This is a genomic window from Streptomyces sp. AC558_RSS880 (assembly GCF_019049255.1).
Lineage (GTDB): Bacteria > Actinomycetota > Actinomycetes > Streptomycetales > Streptomycetaceae > Streptomyces.
On sequence record NZ_JAGMUJ010000084.1, the window covers coordinates 49,259 to 66,404 of the forward strand.

The 17,146-nt window shown below is 70.2% G+C and carries 16 protein-coding genes and 1 pseudogene; 8 read left to right on the forward strand and 9 right to left on the reverse strand.

Translation table 11 applies throughout. The annotated features are described in order from the left end of the window. Position 1: 1 nt before the first annotated feature. Together KUM38_RS42145 and KUM38_RS43345 are read left to right on the forward strand one after the other, a co-directional pair. Positions 2–337: an SLC13 family permease gene (locus KUM38_RS42145; RefSeq protein ID WP_254397719.1), complete on the forward strand. Its 336-nt coding sequence runs from the start codon at positions 2–4 to the stop codon at positions 335–337. Between the two features lie 3 nt (positions 338–340). Then, a complete protein-coding gene (locus KUM38_RS43345; protein WP_217131919.1) occupies positions 341–1,021 on the forward strand; it encodes a hypothetical protein in 681 nt (226 codons plus the stop codon). A 317-nt stretch (positions 1,022–1,338) separates the two neighbouring features. On the opposite strand, the gene KUM38_RS25080 is transcribed toward KUM38_RS43345, so the two are convergent. Together KUM38_RS25080 and KUM38_RS25085 are read right to left on the reverse strand one after the other, a co-directional pair. Beyond that, positions 1,339–2,244, reverse strand: a complete 906-nt coding sequence (locus KUM38_RS25080) for a C40 family peptidase (RefSeq protein ID WP_217131921.1) — start codon at positions 2,242–2,244, stop codon at positions 1,339–1,341. Between the two features lie 600 nt (positions 2,245–2,844). Beyond that, the gene (locus KUM38_RS25085) at positions 2,845–3,117 is read right to left on the reverse strand and encodes a hypothetical protein (RefSeq protein ID WP_217131923.1); all 273 of its coding nucleotides are present in this window, start codon (positions 3,115–3,117) and stop codon (positions 2,845–2,847) included. A 266-nt stretch (positions 3,118–3,383) separates the two neighbouring features. Between KUM38_RS25085 and KUM38_RS25090 the strand changes: the two genes are divergently transcribed. Beyond that, a complete protein-coding gene (locus KUM38_RS25090) occupies positions 3,384–4,202 on the forward strand; it encodes a helix-turn-helix transcriptional regulator (RefSeq protein WP_217131925.1) in 819 nt (272 codons plus the stop codon). 386 nt (positions 4,203–4,588) lie between these two features. Here the strand turns inward: KUM38_RS25090 and KUM38_RS25095 are convergent, their stop codons facing one another. Beyond that, entirely contained in the window at positions 4,589–5,980 is a 1,392-nt protein-coding gene (locus KUM38_RS25095) for a Mucin-2 (RefSeq protein WP_217131933.1), read from the reverse strand. Positions 5,981–6,149: 169 nt separating this feature from the next. Further along, positions 6,150–6,512 (reverse strand): hypothetical protein, encoded by a 363-nt coding sequence (locus KUM38_RS25100; protein ID WP_217132834.1) that lies wholly within the window; start codon positions 6,510–6,512, stop codon positions 6,150–6,152. A gap of 502 nt (positions 6,513–7,014) precedes the next feature. Between KUM38_RS25100 and KUM38_RS25105 the strand changes: the two genes are divergently transcribed. Both KUM38_RS25105 and KUM38_RS25110 read left to right on the forward strand, forming a co-directional pair. Next, positions 7,015–7,575, forward strand: coding sequence for a tetratricopeptide repeat protein (locus KUM38_RS25105; RefSeq protein WP_308409039.1), 561 nt, complete (start codon positions 7,015–7,017; stop codon positions 7,573–7,575). 327 nt (positions 7,576–7,902) lie between these two features. Beyond that, positions 7,903–8,466, forward strand: a complete 564-nt coding sequence (locus tag KUM38_RS25110; RefSeq protein WP_217131934.1) for a DinB family protein — start codon at positions 7,903–7,905, stop codon at positions 8,464–8,466. 392 nt (positions 8,467–8,858) lie between these two features. Here KUM38_RS25110 and KUM38_RS25115 read toward each other — a convergent pair whose 3' ends face one another. The 3 genes from KUM38_RS25115 to KUM38_RS25125 form a co-directional block, all read right to left on the reverse strand. Beyond that, a complete protein-coding gene (locus KUM38_RS25115) occupies positions 8,859–9,167 on the reverse strand; it encodes a hypothetical protein (RefSeq protein WP_217131936.1) in 309 nt (102 codons plus the stop codon). Between the two features lie 64 nt (positions 9,168–9,231). After that, positions 9,232–10,473, reverse strand: coding sequence for a D-mannonate dehydratase ManD (manD, locus tag KUM38_RS25120; protein ID WP_217131938.1), 1,242 nt, complete (start codon positions 10,471–10,473; stop codon positions 9,232–9,234). A gap of 50 nt (positions 10,474–10,523) precedes the next feature. Further along, positions 10,524–11,984, reverse strand: a complete 1,461-nt coding sequence (locus KUM38_RS25125) for a gluconokinase, GntK/IdnK-type (protein ID WP_217131940.1) — start codon at positions 11,982–11,984, stop codon at positions 10,524–10,526. A gap of 346 nt (positions 11,985–12,330) precedes the next feature. Here KUM38_RS25125 and KUM38_RS25130 point away from each other — a divergent pair, with 346 nt between their 5' ends. Continuing rightward, positions 12,331–12,528 (forward strand): hypothetical protein, encoded by a 198-nt coding sequence (locus tag KUM38_RS25130; RefSeq protein ID WP_217131942.1) that lies wholly within the window; start codon positions 12,331–12,333, stop codon positions 12,526–12,528. 163 nt (positions 12,529–12,691) lie between these two features. Here KUM38_RS25130 and KUM38_RS25135 read toward each other — a convergent pair. Further along, positions 12,692–12,775 (reverse strand): annotated as a pseudogene (locus tag KUM38_RS25135) (IS5/IS1182 family transposase); the annotation flags it as partial. Positions 12,776–13,032: 257 nt separating this feature from the next. After that, on the reverse strand, positions 13,033–13,497 hold the full coding sequence (locus KUM38_RS25140) for a hypothetical protein (protein ID WP_374227075.1): 465 nt from the start codon (positions 13,495–13,497) through the stop codon (positions 13,033–13,035). Between the two features lie 1,125 nt (positions 13,498–14,622). On the opposite strand from KUM38_RS25140, the gene KUM38_RS25145 reads away from it, so the two are divergent. Further along, positions 14,623–14,796: a hypothetical protein gene (locus KUM38_RS25145; protein WP_217131947.1), complete on the forward strand. Its 174-nt coding sequence runs from the start codon at positions 14,623–14,625 to the stop codon at positions 14,794–14,796. Positions 14,797–15,094: 298 nt separating this feature from the next. After that, complete coding sequence (locus tag KUM38_RS25150; RefSeq protein WP_217131949.1) at positions 15,095–16,849, forward strand: hypothetical protein; 1,755 nt, start codon at positions 15,095–15,097, stop codon at positions 16,847–16,849. The last annotated feature ends 297 nt before the right edge of the window (positions 16,850–17,146 follow it).

A 17,146-nucleotide genomic window follows, 5' to 3' on the forward strand; every position in this document is an offset into this window, starting at 1 on the left:
CATGATCGACGTCGGTCTCTTCGATCCGCTGGTCCGTGCCCTCCTCCGTGTCGTCCGGCACGACCCGGTGAAGATCGTCGTCGGTACGGCGCTGCTCACCTCGATCGTGTCACTGGACGGTGACGGCTCCACGACCTTCATCATCGTCACATCCGCGTTCCTGCCGATCTATCTGCGCCTGGGCATGAGCCCGGTCGTGCTGACCTGCGTGACCGCGACAGCCAACGGCATGCTCAACACCGTGCCCTGGGGTGGCTCCACCGCCCGTGCCGCAGCCGCCCTCAAGGTCTCACCGATCGACATCTTCGTGCCGATGATCCCCGCGATCGCCGCCTGACTGGTGGCCACTCTGGTCTTCGCCTTCTTCCTCGGCCGCAGCGAGCGCCGCCGACTGGGCCTGGTCGAACTCCGCGAGGGTGTCCTGCGGAAACCCGGCGCGACCGCGGCAGAGCCCTCGGAACCAAAGGCTGAGCCCGCGATGGCCAGGACCGCCGTCGCCGTGGCGACCGGTGGCCCTCCTGCCACGGTCCCGGCCGACCGGCCGTACGTCCCCGAGTCGAACGCGGCGGATGACACCACACAAGAGCTGATCACTCCCGACGGCCGCGTCAACCTGCCCAACGCGCGCCCGGAGCTGTTGTGGTTCAACCTGGCCGTCATGGTTCTGCTGGTCGAGGGCACCATCGAGCCCGCCATCATCTTCTTCGTCGGTGTCGCCGGCGCCCTGATCCTCAATTTTCGGCGGGTGACCGGGCAACGCGCGCGGTTGGAGGCCCACGCCTCCAGCGTCGTCGGTGTCGTCGGCATGGTCGACGACACCGCCTCGCACTTCGGCATCACGCCCGTGGAGATGGCCCGCGCCTCCCTGGTCGGCCTGGCCGAGGTCGACCTCGGTGACCACCACCGCAAGACCATCCGGCGCGCCGTCGTCGTCGGCCTGGTCATGCTCCTCGTCGGCAGCACGGCGGCGCGCACGTCGACAAGGCCGAGACGGTGCTGCTCTCCGGCATCGCGGGCCTGATCACCTACATGATCGTGGGCGGGCTCTCCGGCTTCTTCGAGGACAAGCTCGAAGGCGAGCGGAGCAAGGGCGGGCAGGACGCGGACGCACAGCAGCTCCGAAGGCCCGGCCGGGTGCACGAGGGCGGTCAGAGCGTCGGCCCCTCCGGGCTCGCGAGCGCGTCAATCGGTGAGGCGACTTGCCCGGCGAGATCGTGGGCGTACGAAGTGGGCTCCACCGTTCGCTGCACGGACCCGCTCGAGGGCATCGAGCCGTGCTACCGCCGCGTGCCCTGCGGGAGAGGAGCGGGGGCACGCAGCGGTAGCACCGGTCGGGTGTCAGTTTCCGTACTGGAGGGGGCGGTAGGCCTTGTACTCACTTCCCGCTGTCAGCCCGTAGGTCAGTGTGCGGTGGCTGGTGCCGGGACCGCTGCGCTGTTCGTAGGCCGTGTAGGAGCGGTGGGCGGCGTCGTTCCACTTCTCGAAGATGACCACATGACGGGTGTTGTTGTTGCCGGTGGCGTCGATGACGAGGTCGCCGGGCTGGAGCTCGCTCATGGCGACGGGGCGGGTGAGCCTGCGGTTGGTCAGCCCCACGGTGTTGGTGCCGGGCGCGGGCAGGCCCAGTGCCATGGAGGCGTAGCCGGAGCAGTCCTGGCGGTAGCCGTCCCGCCAGTGTGAGCCCTGGTGGTAGGGCACCGGGCGTCCGTTGTTGGCGGTGAGCCAGGTTGCGGCGCGCTGCAGGGTCTGCTGCCGGGAGCCGGGCTGAGGGGCGGGTGGGCCTGTCTGCACGGGGACGCCGGGCAGTCGGTCTTCGGGGATGTCCACCGCGACGACGGTGAGGAAGCCGGTGACGGGCTGGGTGATGTGGGCCATGAAGGTGGAGCAGGCGCTGCCCTCGCACACCCTGCGGCCGGTGTCGACCTGGTAGTCGGCCGTGATGCGGTCCTGGCCCGCGGAGGTCCGGTTGATCATCCCGACGGAGGGCGAGTTGATGTCCGGCGTCGCGTGCACGACCCAGCGTGTCCCCCAGGTGGGGAAGGAGGCTGCGGCCTGCGCGGCGGCAGGCTGGACTTTTGTGGTGCCGGCGTGTGCGGGGGCCGGGACCGCCGTGGTCGTCGCGCCGGCGGGTGCCGCGAGGCTTCCTGCGGCAAGGCAGGTCAGGGCGAGTGCGGGCAGGAACCGGCGCAGCACGGTGGGGCGTGGCGCGCCAGGCAGAGGCGTGGGGTGGGGGCGGATGGACATGAGGATTCCCTTCGTCGGGTGTTGACGGATGTTCCTGATGGGTGGGACCGGGGTGATGAAGGCGGGGGCGTACGGGGCCGTGACCGCGCCGGGCGTCAGAGGGCGGGGGTGCCGCGGGTGGTAGCGGTCCCCGCTGAGCAGGCAGAGGGCGCAAGACCGGCCTCTGGCGGTCGTCTGAGGTGCTCCGGCACCTTCGCCTCCGTGGTGCGGCCGTGCCGTGTGCGAGCGTGTCCTGGGTGCGCGGCACGGCGTGCCGCTGCTCATGGGCGTCGGCTCCGCACGGGAGTTCGCCCGCGCATCCGGTGCTGCCGGAAGGCCGACAGTTTGAGCTGTGTGCGCCAATCCGGGCGCAGTCGTCCGGGCCCGCAACCGCTTCCCGGCCGCCCTTCACAAGGCACGGAGCGGTCCGGCCGGGCGAGCCGGTCGTTGCCGGCTGCCGGTGCGCACATCGCTGAGGCTGCTCCTCGCCGCGGGGCCGGCCGGACGGACGGGGCGTCCCGGCGGTGACCTGTGAGAAGTGACGAGCAGGCAGTGGACGGCCTGGGCCGTCGGTGGCCTCCTGCGACATGAGCGGAGGAGGCCACCGGCAGCGTTACGTGCTCAGCGGTTGGTCCACAGGTTCCAGAAGAAGGTGCCCTCGGCGCACTGGTAGCGGTCCCAGTGCCCGCGGTCGACGCCCTGCTGGCCGGCGGTCTGGCAGCCGCCCAGGGTGAAGTACTTGCCGCGGTGGACGTCGAGGCCGTCGGCCGCCTGAACGGCCATCTGGTGGGAGGCCGCGCCAGGTGCGGCGGCGGCCGGAGCCGCCGCGCCCAGGCCGCCGAGTCCGACGGCGGCGAGGGCTGCGAAGGCGGACAGTGCGGTGCGTACACGCATGATGAGAATCCTTCCGGTGGAGGGTTCGAGTCGGCCCGTGCGGCGTCCGCCGGCAGGGCCACGAGTACCGGCACGCTCACCCTCGGGGGTGATCTCCAGAGCCGGTATGCCGAGTTTGCGCAGGAAACGGCACCCCTACAACCAGATCCCGGTTGCTTCACCGATGTCGGGATAAATACAGTCCTGACCTGCTGGGACACCCCCGTCCCGGGACCTGGGACAGTCGGCGGGGACGCGGTTGCCCCCATCGTGGAAAGGCCCGATCGATGACCGGCCAACAACCGGACCCCCGCGCGGCAGCACGCAAGCTGGGAAGCGCCCTGCGCAGCCTGCAACAACAATCCGGGCGCACCCTGCGCAGCCTGGAAGCCCAGGTCCGGATCAGCGACTCGTCCCTCTCCCGCTACTTCCGCGGCGAAACCGTGCCCGCCTGGCCCGTGGTGCGGGACCTGTGCCGCGCACTGAACGCCGACCCCACCGAGTACCGCGCCCTGTGGGAAGCAGCCGACCCCACCCGCCACGACGAGCCGACCGTCACCGCCGACAACCGCACCAGCGACAGCAATGAGGCTGCCGGTTCCTCAACCGCGCCCCGCCCAGCCCGCCGACCCCGGCTGCTCAGGCCGTGGTCCCGCCGCTGGATCATCGCCACAGCCGCCGCCTCCGTCGTGGCCGGCGGGCTGGTGACAGGCCTGCTGTTCCTGCTTCCCGCACAGAACAAGCCCGACGCCACGCCTGCGTCAGGCGCCGCAGCCAGCACAGCCAGCAGTGCCGGCGTCCTCGTCCACAACGTCGAAAAGCCATGTCAGAAACCCCGCACGAACACCTGCGCGCTGTCCCTGGCCTATAACCCCTACCGCCCCTACAACACCACCAACTCCGCCGGCCGCGTCTGGCACCGCGACCTCCTCCAGGCCCACTGCACCATCGCCAACGGCGTCACCGTCACCGACGAAAACCACAAGCACACCAGCATCTGGATCCAGGTCACACACAACGGAAAACACCTCTGGCTCCCCGGAATCCGCGTCCACCCCGACCACCTCACCCAACTCACCACCGTCCTGCCCCTGTGCACCCCCTGAAGAGCGCCGACCACCCAACGAGAACAACCCGCGAGCGCGTCGCCCGCCTCATCTGCCCAATCCCATTGCTCAGGGTGGTCACCACCAGGCCCGTGCCAGCAGGCTCCCCACTCCGTGGCCCGCACCGGGAACGCCTCACTTCGGAACCTGGAGTGGACACACGACACACGGATCACACCGAAGCTGAATGCCCGTATTCAACAGCGCTGTCCCCCGCTGCTCGCCCCCACGGCACCGAGGGACACGCTGTTCTCGGCTGCTCAAGCGGCCTGGCGGCCGCCTTCGGGGGCGACCGAGGATCGCAGTCGATCATGGCCTTCGTATCCGGGGACCGCCCGGACGGGCCGTAGGGGAGCGGCGCAGGGCCGGGCGGTTCTGCTCGGTGGTCAGGCGGGAACGCCGGCCCGGTTCAGGACAGCGACCATCTCGTCCTCGGGGAGCGCGGGGTTGGCACCCGCGCTGGAGGCCAGTTCAGGGACATGAAGCGCCTCGCGGAGCCGGTGGAGCGGGAGGCGCGGGTCGCCGACCGCCGCCTGGCGTGTCCAGACCGCGGGGTCGTGGCTGAGCCGTTCGATCAGCGTGGGGGTGGCGGCCGGGTCCCGGACGGCCAGCCGTCGGTAGTTGCCGTCCGGGTGGTTTGCGTAGCGCGCGGCGAGACCCTCGCGGGGGAAGCGGGGGTGCGTCTCCGCCATCCAGGCGGAGAATGTGCCGCCGAGCCGTGCGTACACACGCATCAGGACCTCCTCCGGGGTGTCGGGGTGGTGCACACTCAAGAGGTCTTCCACCAGGGGGTCCTCGGTGCGTGCGAGCAGGCGCATGAGGTCGGGCGGCAGGTGGGGGCTCTGGGCGGCGGTGCGCCGGAGCAGCGGGTGGGCGGAGGTCGCGGCCCGTCGCAGCACCTCGGGGTCGGCGAGCCCGTCCCGTACCCACTCCACGTCTCCCCTGTCGAAGACCCCCACCGTGAAGTCGATCGACATGCGCCGCGTCTCGTCCAGTTCGGGCCTGAGGGAGACCGCGAGCCGTACGGCCTCGTCGGGGTCGACGGCGAGCTGCTCCACGAGGTCGGGGGGCAGTGACGGGTTCTCGGCGAGGGCTGCCAGGTGCGTCCGCCCGGCGACGCATCGTTCGGCGTCGGCGCGGTGCAGGAGTCCGCGGCGCAGCGCCTCGGCGGCGGACTTCGGATCGCGGAGGAGTTCGGTGGTGACGCGTGCGTCCCGTCGGCACTCCCGCAGTGCGGCGGCCCGCCGCACCTCGGGGTCGGGGTCGGCAAGCAGTCCTGACCGCTCGTCCGGCGGCAGCTTCTCCCATGCGCGCGCCGCGCTTCGGCGCGCTGCCGGATCGCGGTGCGTGGCCAAGGAGGCCACGAACGACGGCGCGAGATGGGGTGAGTCCAGCAGGGCCGTCCGTACGGAAGGGGCGGGGTCGTCGAGCAGGCGGGCGCACACGTCGTCCGGCAGCGGCGCGACCGTCGTACGCGGGTCGCGCCACTCGGGTCCGTACGCGAGAGCGGCCCGCACCTTGGGGGAAGGGTCGTCCGCGAGCCGGGCCCGCTGCGCGGGCTCGGCCCTGGTGCTCATCGCGAAGTCGATCCGAGCGCCCGGGTTCGGGTGAGCCAGGATCACCGCGACGGCCGGCTCGGAAAGTCCAGCCCGCTGGAGGGCGTGACGGGGCGGGCCGTCACCGCCGCCGTCGAAGGCGAGCAGGCGCAGCAGCAACGGTGTCGGCAGCGCCGGATTGCGGGCGACTCCGTCCAGCGCGGATGCGTGGAACGCGACCATGATTCCCCTGCCCCTGTGTCTCCGTCGACTGGTCCACGACCATGGTCCCCCGCCCGTCAGGCCGTCTGGCGGGCGGGCCGTCACGATCGGCCGGACAGCACCAGGAGCTGTCCCGTAAATGATCTTTGAGGTGGGTGCCCAGTACCGCATCAGGCAGCGTTCGCCCTGTTCACGACATCGCTCGGCGTTCCTTCAGCTCAGCAAGCCAAGCCCGTACCTGTTCGCCGTCGTGCAGGTAGCCGCCGCTCTCGCCCGCGGGAAGATCGATTCCGTAGAGGAGGTTCAGCGCCCACCAGGGCAGGTCGTCCCAGACGATCCCGTCCTCCACCACCCACCTCGCCGCCCAGCGGTCGGCCTCGTCCCGGGACAGCCGACCCGCGACAAGCTCAACGAAGCGATCCTCAAGACGCCGACCTGGCAGGCCACCACCGGGTGGCCGGCGCTGGGCGCCATGGTGAGCAGCGGCGGCGATGAGCGTTTTCCGGCCGCCGTATCCGGTGTCGTAGGTGACGCGTCCTTCCCCGGCAGCCACGAGGGTCTCGGTGATCCCTTCCGCCTGGGAGGATCGGGCCGCACACTGTCCAGCCCCTCCCGAAGAAGAAACGAGGGAATCCTGTATGACCACCATCGGCGCCTACCAGGACCGCTGTGAGCAACTGTTCCTGGCCGGGGGAAACGCGGCTGTGCGGCGCGCGGCGCAGCAGGGGCTCGACGAACTCGGCCCCCCTGGCCGACCTCTACTGCTGGCTGGCCCTGGGACATGCCGCCGAGGACGACGACGACCACGATGACCGCGCGGAGGAGGCGTTCCGGGCCGGACCGGCGCTGGACGGCGGGCATCCCGGTCTGCTCGCCGGCTACGCCGAACTGTGCCTGCGCGCCGACTCCTTCGAGTACCCCGCCCGTGCCGCGCGTGCCGTGGACCTCTCACGGCGTCTGAAGGAGGTGGCACCGCACTCCGCCGAGGCTCAGCGGCTCGCCGCAACCGAGCGCTGGGCCCGGCGCGGCTACTGGGACGATCCAACACCGACGAGATGCGTGAGCGGTTCGCGCCCTGGTTCCATGCCCTCGAGGTGGTGTCCGCGCGCAGTCCCGTCCCGGAGGCGCTGGCCTCCATGGCCCGGCTACCCCGGGCCTGCGGCCGCTACGAGCCGTCCTTCGCCCTGTGCGACCGCGCCGATACCGTGGACCAGGTCATGTGGACCGCGGTCGCACGAGCGACCACCTGGCGTGTGAGGGGCGACCTGGAGCAGGCTGCGGCGGCCTTCGAACGCGCCTTGGACCTGGACCCCGCCAACTGGTCCCTCTACCTGGACCTGGCGGATGTGCGTGCCGAGCAGGGAGACTTCGCCGCAGCCGCGAGTCTCGCCGCGCAGGGTCTGGAACACGAACCTCACGAGATCTCCTTGCGTGCGGCGGCCGCCGCCTACCGCACGCGCCTTTCCGGCTCGTCCGACGGCCTGAGGGCCCTGATCGCCCTGGCGCCGGAACTCGCGAACACCGCCTACCGGAACCTGCTGATCGACTACGCATGCGCAGGGCCGAAGCTGCCTCGCAGGCTCGTGGCCAAGGCCCACCGCATCCGCAAGAACTGAAGACACCCTGAGTCTTCGCCGTCTTCGAACATGCGGGTCGGAGGCTCTGGCGTGGCGCTCGCTCGGGATACTCATGCTGATCTCGGGCGGGATTCCGCAGTCTTGATCATCCGTCATGTCATCGGTCGAGGCTGTCACATGTGGGTCATTGAACCCAACCCGGCCAGCCGGGTTGTTGTTGATGTCAAACAGCCGCTCGCGGCGCGGCCCGAAGGGCACATCAGCCCCCAGCGTCATCTCCCGGTGCGGTACGTTCTCGCGGCCCACGGCCGGCGACGGCGTCCGCGAGGGCCGCAGCCAGGTCTCCGTTGTATGTAGTGTGCGGAAATGACAAGAAGCGAGCGGCTCGCGGACCAGTTGGACCGGCACTGGCACAAGAACCTGCGGCCGCGGCTGCACGGTCTTGCCGATGAGGAGTACTTCTGGGAGCCGGTGCGCGGCTGCTGGAGCATCCGCCCACGTGGCACGTCGGCCGCACCGATGTCGGCGGGTTCGGGGGAATGGACGATGGACTCCGCGTCCCCTGACCCGGTGCCGGCGCCGGTGACCACGATTGCCTGGCGGCTGGCACACATCATCGTCTCCTGCCTGGGCTATCGGGTCGGATGGCACTTCGGCGGCCAGGACGTCGACTCCCGGACATTCGCCTACGCGGGGACCGCTGACGAGGCGCTGAAACAGCTCGATGAGATGTACGGGAGATGGAACGCGGGGGTCCGCGAGCTCTCGGACGCCGACCTGGAGAATCCGCCCGCGGTGGGTCCCGAGCGGTTTCCCATGGAGGGCATCGTCCTGCACGTCAACAGGGAGCTGATCCATCACGGCGCCGAGATTTCCCTGCTGCGCGACCTCTACCGCTGGCAGGACGGAGCCGTACCGCGCCGAATATGACTTCTCGGTAACCGGCGATCGAGCTTCGGAAACCTACGTGGACTCCGTGACGCTCCGTGGCTGCGCGCTTCAGTGACGCTGCGCCCTCTTGAAGTAGCTGGTCAGGATGGTGGCGTGAGGGGCGTTCGGGGTGGTCATGCTGGTGTTGGGCGGATGTCTCGGGTGTGGATCATCCGTCGGCGGGCTCCTTCGAGGTTCGTCAGGACGAACAGGGCGCGCGGCGGGCCGGTCGCGTGGACGGGATCGGTGCGGAGCTTGGTACAGATGGGTTTCTCACTTCGGTGCGCCGGGTCTTCTCCTCCAATGTCACGAGGCCTTCTCGCCGGCTGTCGACAAAATGACGCCCTGTCCGACCGACATCGGTGACATCCACGTGAGAAACATGGATGACGTCAAAATGAGAAGTCGCAGCCCGCAGTGCCGGTCCAGCGCCGGGTGGGGTACTTGAACTCGGTGGCCGTGCGACCCGGGGAGCCGAGACACAGGAGGGCCAGGCGTTCCACCCGGCCGTTGTGCCTCCGCGGCACTTCCGGTCCGGAGCGCACCTCGGGTGCCAGTTCCCGGAGGAGTGGGGCGAAGCTGTGCTGCAGGCCCGTCTCGGAATGGAAGACGGGGCGGCGTCGGGCCGGTTCGTCGAGGACCGCGCTGAGCGGTGCCCGCCCGGCGACTGTCGGGCCGCCGGGCGGCGGTGTGGTCGTCATCGGATCGGTGAACACGGTCCCGGGGCCGGCCGGTCCGGCCTTGGCCGAATCCGCGCAGCGCGGCTCACCAGTCGTGCATCGTGCCGTCCGTCAGGCGGTTGACGGGGAGGTAGGCCGGTTCGTAGGGGTGGTGGGCCGCTGCCTCCGTGTCGAGGTCGACGCCGAGGCCGGGGGTGTCGGAGGGGTGCAGGAGGCCGTCCTTGAAGGTGAAGGCCGTGCGGAAGACCTCCAGGGTGCGGTCGGAGTGCTGCATGTACTCCTGGATGCCGAAGTTGTGGATCGCCAGGTCCAGGTGCAGGGCGGCGGCCATGCCGACGGGTGAGATGTCGGTGGGGCCGTGCATGCCGGACTTGATGCCGAACACGTCGGCGAGGTCGAGGAGTTTGCGCATCGCGGTGATGCCGCCGGTGTGGGTGACGGCGGAGCGCACGTAGTCGATCAGGCGCTCGCTGAGCAGGGTGGTGTAGTCGTACACCGAGTTGAAGACCTCGCCGATGGCCAGCGGGGTGGTGGTGTGCCGGCGGATCAGGCGCAGGGCCGCCTGGTCTTCGGCGGGGGTGGCGTCCTCCAGCCAGAACAAGTCGTAGGGCTCCAGTGCCTTGCCGAGTTGGGCGGCCTGGATGGGGGTCATGCGGTGGTGGCCGTCGTGCAGCAGCGGCAGTTCGGGGCCGAACTCCGCCCGGACGGCCTCGAAGACGGCCGGGACGTGCCGCAGGTAGGCCCTGGTGTCCCAGGTTTCGGTCACCGGGAGGGGGATGCCGCCGGCGGCCGCGCGGCGGGCGGGCTCGTAGTCGTAGCGGTCCGCGCCGTCCGTGCCGGCGGCGACCCCGTACACCGGGCCCAGGCCGGGGATGCCGCTCTGGATGCGGATGGCGCGGTAGCCCTGCTCCAGGTGGGCCCGTACGGAGTCGAGGAGTTCGGGGATGTCGCGGCCTGAGGCGTGGCCGTAGGCCAGGGCGCCGGTGCGGGACGCACCTCCCAGGAGCTGGTAGAGCGGCATGCCGGCGCACTTGGCCTTGATGTCCCACAGGGCGGTGTCGACGGCTGCGACGGCCGCCATGGTGACGGGCCCGCGCCGCCAGTACGCGCCCCGGTACAGGTACTGCCAGGTGTCCTCGATGCGGGTGGCGTCGCTCCCGAGGAGGAGGGGGGCGACGTGGTTCTCCAGGTAGGACTGGACGGCCAGTTCACGGCCGTTGAGCGTGGCGTCGCCGAGGCCGGTGACACCGTCCTCAGTGGTGAGGCGCAGGGTGACGAAGTTGCGTCCCGGGCTGGTGACGATCACCTCGGCCGACACGATCCTCATGGCAGGTTCCCCTCTTCACAGTCGCGGTCGCGGTCGTGGATGCCTTGCGCTCAGAGCTCCCCGGCCGCCCGTCTTCGCGCATGGCCGGCCAGTGCCGTCTGCGCCTCCGCCACGATCCGCTCCACCGGCAGCGTCGCGTCGACGGTCATGCCGGCCTCGTCGTCCTGGAGCGGCTCCAGGTCCTCGAACTGCGAGTCCACCAGCGAGGCCGGCATGAAGTGCCCCTGTCTGCCCCTGACCCGGGCGACGGCCTCTTCCCGGTCGAGCTCCAGGTGCACGAAGAAGGCGTCGGGGCGGGCCACCCGCAGCAGTTCGCGGTAGATCCGGCGTAGGGACGAGCAGGTGATCACCAGCCCTTCCTCCGGGCCGGCGCCCTTCATCCGCTCGGCGACGGCGGCCAGCCACGGGCTGCGCATGCTGTCGTCGAGGCGCGTGCCGGCCTTCATGGCCTCCACGTTGCGTCGCGGGTGGAGCCGGTCGCCCTCCTCGAACGGCGCCCGCAGCGACTCCGCCAGGTACTCGCCGACGGTGGTCTTGCCGCAGCCACTGACCCCCATCACGACGACGGGGGCGCGCCGGGTGCGGACCAGCGCGGCGAGGGCGTCCCGGAAGCCCTCGCGGTACGCGGCGGGCAGCCCGCGCGGGTCGAACTGCGCCAGTCCCTCCCGCAACCGGTCGAGGACGGCGGGGTCCTGGAGCCGCCCGCCGCGGATCTCGGCGAGAATGGCTTCCGCGAACGCCTCGGCGGCCGTGGCCCGTCCCTGGTCGACGGCGTAGGCGAGCCCCATGTGCAGCCACATGGCGATCGGCAGCGGCCGTACGGGATAGCTCTGCACGGTATCGGAGCCGGTCAGGGCCCGTGCCGAGGCGGTCCGCTCCCCCGGGCGGCCGCCGGCCCAGTCCCGGTCGATGCGGTGGTTGAGAGCCATGGCGACGGGATGGGAGAGGTGCAGGAACAGCTCGTTACGGGAGCCGGCGAGCAGGGTGCGGTGGAAGGCGGCGTCGACGTCCCGGAACCGCTGGCGGACCGCCGCACCCTCCCGCGGCCGTTCGAAGTCGGGTTCCCGGCTGAGGGCGAGCAGGGTGCGGGCGTGGCTGGTGAGGTCGTGGCAGATCTCCGCGGATCTGCTCTGCGCCGCCAGCCGGGCCGCGCGGGGTTCGATGACCTCGCGCAGTTCCGTCAGGGACCGCATCTGGCTGTCGGGGGCGACTTCCAGGCGCCAGGCGATCACGTCGGCGTCCAGGAGGTCCCAGCGCTCCAGCGGCTGGACGGTGGCCCCGATGCGGGGCTGGAGGGTGAGCAGGCCCTTCTGGTGCAGGGTCTGCAGGGCCTCGCGGGCCATCGAGCGGGTGACGCCGAACTCCTGCACGACGGCGTCGACGGTCAGGTGCCGGTCGCGGTGCTTGGCGCCCTCGACGATCTGGCAGCCTAGGCGGGCCACGACCTGGGCGGTGGAGCCCCGGAGGGCGTCGTCGGTGTCCACGGGTGGGTCCAATGCGGGACCAGTCATGACCCGAAGGCTAGGTCACAGAGTCTCCGTGGTCAGCGGTACGGACACCACTTCCGGGAGTGCGAGGCCGGGTGCGGGAGCACGGAGGGCGGGACGGGCGCACGCCAGGGCGCGCGAAGGGCAGTGAACGCCCTTTCGTGCCCCTGCTCGGTCCGTGATGCCATATCAGCAGCCTTCTCTGGTAGCGCTCAGATGGGTACGGTGGTCATCATTCGAGAGGTGCCGGTGGCGCCGGGCACGGCCGGGTGGGTCGCGGGATGGGCCGCATCGGGACCGGCGCCGGCGCGCGGCGGTCCGCAGGAGAGGGCCGCCCCGTCCCGTCCTGACACAGCGGCAGGAGAGCCGTATGTCCGAACCGTCCCCGCCCACGCCCACGCCGGACCGGCTGTCGTTGCGGTGGGCCCTTATCCTTCTGGCCTCGGTGGTGGCGGGACTGCTGGCCGGGCTGCTCACCTACGCCCAGTCCGGCGACTGGCCCGGCTCACTACTGGCGGCCCTCGGCGCGAGCGGAGCGGCCCTCGTCGCCCTGCCCCTGCTGCTGTGAGCCGAGGGGCGCCGGGCCCCGCCGGACGGTCCTCGACCGCCCCCGTTACCGTCCTCGTGGCTCCGCAAGGGAGCCTCCGGCCTTTGAGCGCGTAACACGATCATGCGACCAGCCCGGTAGCCGCGCCGTGGTGGAGCGTGGCACTGAGCCGTTCTCCGCCTCGTGCTGATGCGTGGTGAAGGACGAGAACGGCCTTCACGATGTCGGTGATGCCGTGGGTGCTGCAGCGCGGCTTCCGCAATAGGCGCCGACCGCCCACACCCGGGCGCTACCGCCAGGCAGGAAACGGCTCACTGACGTGGCCGCGGAAGCGGGACAGCCAGCCGCCCGTCTGGCTGGCTGGCTGGCTGGCGACGGTCGGATCGGATGCCATCCCCCACACGTCGCCCGGGCGGCCGGGGAACAAGTAACCCGTCGGCAGAGGCTGCTCTCCGAAGCGAGTTCTCGGCACTGCTCGCCTACGGCCCCGGTCTCCGGCGTGCGCATCGGAAGCCGACGGCGATCTCACGCCGCCACAGGTGTCCTCTCGGCCGCGGAACGGCGTTTCCAGTACGCGACGGTCAGCACGCCCAGCAGCGGCCCCCACAGGGTCAGCGGCGCGTAGCAGAAGTAGAACCAGGCAGCTTCCCAGCCGCCGGCCTGGCTGGGGAAGTCGGCCGGCAGGTCGCCGCCTCGGATGGTGGTACCCCTGATCTCGGAGGCGATGAACAGAAGGGTGAACAGGAGAGTGAGGCCCGCAACCCCGATGGCGGCCAGGAGAACGGCTGCCCTTCGCGGAACCCGGCGGCCGCGGAGGAACGGGATCCACCGCGGGAACACCTCACCCCAGCGGGCGATCAGACCGATCGCGGTGAACGCCAAGATTTCGGACAGAACCGACAGGGAGACGACGTACGCCCGTTCGCCGAGTCCGCGACCGTCGCCGAACGCGGCCGGAAGCCGCCAGATACCGGAAGGAAGGACGGTCAACGGAACGGCGTAGGCCACCAGTCGCATCCGTCGTGACACTCCGGCAACGGGCTCGTGGGCCGCCCGCCATGCGACGCGTAATCGTCCGGGGCGGACGGGAGCGGGGTCTTTGGCGTGCAGGGGCTGCCGCATGGGCGGTCCTCGGCTTCGGTGAACCGCTGTTCGGTCCTTTCAGTAATGAAGATCCCAGTCACGGGGGCCCCGAGCATCGCTCTGAGAGCTGACTCGGCTCCGTCTGACGGCCGACGAAGTGGTACGACCGGCGGATGACCGCAGTGCCCGTCTGTCGCATGGCCAGCACCTTTCACCAGGAGCATCCCGGCGCTACCCCGGCAAGAGAGCCAGTGCTTCCCAAACTCATCGACACCCCAGGAAACGTACTCAACGACCTCGTGCGGGACGTCGAGCACGGCTCGATACGGAACCGACAGGACTTCCGTGTCGAGACGTCGGCGAGTGAGATCACCAGCCGCAACGACCAGGGGCCCTGCCGTGTCACGGGCCCCGACCGCCGGGAGTGTCCGGCCAACGGCGGATCTGCTGATCGAGAAGAGACCCCAGAGGACCGAGACCGCTGTCGGGGCCGAGGCGGTGGAGGAGCCGACCGACGGGCCGGTGTCGGACGAGCAGTCGGTCGGGCACTGTCACGTTGACTGACCGGGTGGGACGATCTTCGGGTTGATCATGGTGGAGGGGGATCGTCTGTGGGGAGTACGTCGCCGTCGTGATGGGCCCGGGAGTGGCCCCGGGGACGGTCAACGCGCTGGCCGCCGAACCGGTCCTGCTGCCCCTGCCGGCCACCCTGAGCAACCCCGAACAGCGCGCCGCCCTGCTGCGGCTGTACGCCGCCGAGCCCAAGGCCACCCTCGACCCCCGGGCGCGCCGCGAACTGCCGCTGGTTCTCCACGCCGCCGACCCCGCTCAGGCGCTGCGCACGCTGCTGCGTGACGGACTGGGCGTGGTGGCACAGCAGTTCGCCGAGCGGCACCTGCCGGGCAGTGCCGAGGCGGTGACGGTGTGGGGCCCGCGCCGACTGCCGCTCGCGGGCGGCTCAGGCCCACGCGTACTGCGGCTGCTCGTGGAGCAGCGCGAGAAGCACGGGGCTCGCTCCGGAGCCCTCACGCCGTGGCTGCCGGCGGCGGGGGCGGCGGGCTGGCGCGGAGCGAACGGTTCGGCTCCGACGCGCTGGACCTCGTCCTCACCACTGAGGCCGCGCCGGTCGAGGCCCGCATGCTGTTCGGCGGCGAGCAGTCGGAACGGGTCCTGCTCGGACCGTGGGGCAGCACGCCCGTCGGCTGACGCTCGCGCTGGGCTCCACCACCGCGTCACCCACCACCCTCGTTCAGGCCGTCTTCACCCTGCGTCTGGCCTGTTCAAACCGAGGCTGGAAAACGCTCAGTGCGACATCACGAGTTCTGCTCCGGTAAGCGTAACCCCTGACGATTCATGAGGAGTGAGATGCGGCACCGTACCACCAGCGATAGCATGGGCATAACAGCCGCGCGAGCCCGGTGACCGGTGGCCGAATTCCCGTATCCTTCCTTCGTTTTCCTTCGCTCTCTGGGCCTGAAGACCGCGGGAGAGGAGATGGACCACGATGAGCCAGACAGACACCCTCATCGCCATCGAGAAGACCGAAGTAGGATACCGTGAAGGTTTCTCGAACGGCCACTACAACAACCATCAGAAATTTTCCCCCGCCGTTCCCGGACTGGAGTGGTCACAGAACCAGGCATGGTGTCAGACCTTTCAGTCCTGGGCATTCCAGCAGGCCGGCGTAAAGATCCTGGCACCTGTAACCGCCTCTTGCTCGACGGCCGTCAACTGGTACAAGAGCCGCGGCAGGTTCTCGTACTATCCCGCGATCGGAGCGATGGTCTTCTTCGGCCACTCGGGGGGCCAACACGTCGGACTCGTCCACAAATACGACGCGGATTATGCGTACACCATCGAGGGGAACACCAACGCCAACGGTTCATCCGAAGGCAACGGGGTCTACCTGAAAAAGCGTGCCCGCCGGGACAGTTATCTCTACGGATACGGGCTGCCGAAATTCGCGGAAGGAATTGTCACGGCCGATCCGGGTTTGAAGAACAAACCCGGATATACCTATATGGCCGTTGCCTCGTCCCTCGAGTCCGACGCCCTGCCCGTGGCAGAGGTCGAGGAGGCGCTGCCGTGGGTGTCCTCGATCCAGCTCACCTGGGCGGCCGCTCACCCTACGGCCGAGGAGCAGGCCGCGGGAAACGGCGACGGCACCACGGCGGACGATGTCGCTCTCCTCCAGGACGCGTTGGAAAAGGTCATGGGCGTCGCCCCGGGTGACCCGCACTCCGTGTTCGAGGTGGAGACGCAGGAGCTCTTCGAGCGATTCCGCACGGAGAAGCTGGGCCGCTCCGGGGCGGACGGCCACGGCGTTCCCGGCGTGCAGGAGCTGGTCGAACTGGGCAGGCGGTCAGAGCTGTTCAACGTCAGGGCGGGTTCGTCCCCGGCGGCGGAGCAGCCCTGGGTCAGCCTGAACCAGGTGGTCTGGGCCTCGACGCACAGTGCCCGGGAGGAGCAGGCGCAGCCGGGCGGGGACGCCGGCCCGAAGGCCGATGTGGCTCTGGTGCAGGACGGGCTGAAAAGGGTCATGCACACGGACGTGGCCGATGAACGCGGGATCTTCGAGACCGCCACTCAGGACCTCTACGACGAGTTTCGCCGTACGATGCTGCACTTCTCCGGCAGTGACGCCGTCGGGACACCCGGCATGCAGTCGCTGACGGAACTCGGGCAGCGCGCCGGGCTGTTCCGGGTACGTACCGGTTTCCCGGTGGGCGGGACGACGGATGGCACCGGCATCGATGCCATGGGGCAGATCGACCCGAAGCAGGTGACGTTCCATCGGTACACGCCCGAGGGCACGCTGGAGGACTGGATCGCCCAGGCGAGTACGGCGGCCGGGGTCCAGGCGAGCAGCCACTGGGTGAAAGGCTTCAAGACAGCCGTCGTACGCGAATCGTCCGGCAACCCCAACGCCTGCAACCTGTGGGACTCCAACGCCAAAACACCTCCCGGCTTCAGCAAAGTCAAGGACTTCGGGGACGGTCATCTGGGCGACGGGCGGATCGTGAGGCTGAACGGCTCACTCACACATTTCCAGTGCTCCCGGGGCATCGTGCAGTGCATCCCGCAAACATTCGCCCAGCGCCACGCTCCCGGTACCTCGGTGAACATCTACGACCCCGTGGCATGCATCGCCGCCGCGATGCGGTACGTCCGCAGCCGGTACGGCGTTGCCATCGACGGTTCCGATCTCGCCAGGAAGGTCCAGCAGTTCGACCCCAACCGGCCTCCCCGCGGGTACTGACGGCGAGGCCGGACAGGTACGACGAGCGGCGCCTGACTCCGGTCGGGAGGAAGGGGCAGGCGCCACCGAAGAGGCCCGGGGTGCCCGACTGCGCGACGAGCTCCTCGCCCTCTCCCCGCCGCCGAAGTCGAGGGTGCGCAGGCTCGGGTGAAGTGGCCGCGCGACGACGCGCCGCCGCATGCGGCGGCGCGTCGTCGCGCGGGAGAGCGGCCGTCACCAGGGACGCCGGGCTCGGTCGCGCGTCCAGGACGAGGGGTCCGTCCCACAGGACCGCCGCGCCCGGTGGGCAGGCCGGCC

Bases quoted from the DNA above. Each gene is read 5' to 3' on its own strand.
- KUM38_RS42145 (WP_254397719.1), top strand. From the start codon at position 2: ATGATCGACGTCGGTCTCTTCGATCCGCTGGTCCGTGCCCTCCTCCGT.
- manD (WP_217131938.1), bottom strand. From the start codon at position 10,473: ATGAGGATCGTGTCGGCCGAGGTGATCGTCACCAGCCCGGGACGCAAC.
- KUM38_RS25125 (WP_217131940.1), bottom strand. From the start codon at position 11,984: ATGACTGGTCCCGCATTGGACCCACCCGTGGACACCGACGACGCCCTC.
- KUM38_RS25095 (WP_217131933.1), bottom strand. From the start codon at position 5,980: ATGGTCGCGTTCCACGCATCCGCGCTGGACGGAGTCGCCCGCAATCCG.
- KUM38_RS25115 (WP_217131936.1), bottom strand. From the start codon at position 9,167: ATGACGACCACACCGCCGCCCGGCGGCCCGACAGTCGCCGGGCGGGCA.
- KUM38_RS25090 (WP_217131925.1), top strand. From the start codon at position 3,384: ATGACCGGCCAACAACCGGACCCCCGCGCGGCAGCACGCAAGCTGGGA.
- KUM38_RS25105 (WP_308409039.1), top strand. From the start codon at position 7,015: ATGCGTGAGCGGTTCGCGCCCTGGTTCCATGCCCTCGAGGTGGTGTCC.
- KUM38_RS25130 (WP_217131942.1), top strand. From the start codon at position 12,331: ATGTCCGAACCGTCCCCGCCCACGCCCACGCCGGACCGGCTGTCGTTG.
- KUM38_RS25110 (WP_217131934.1), top strand. From the start codon at position 7,903: ATGACAAGAAGCGAGCGGCTCGCGGACCAGTTGGACCGGCACTGGCAC.
- KUM38_RS25080 (WP_217131921.1), bottom strand. From the start codon at position 2,244: ATGTCCATCCGCCCCCACCCCACGCCTCTGCCTGGCGCGCCACGCCCC.
- KUM38_RS25150 (WP_217131949.1), top strand. From the start codon at position 15,095: ATGAGCCAGACAGACACCCTCATCGCCATCGAGAAGACCGAAGTAGGA.
- KUM38_RS25085 (WP_217131923.1), bottom strand. From the start codon at position 3,117: ATGCGTGTACGCACCGCACTGTCCGCCTTCGCAGCCCTCGCCGCCGTC.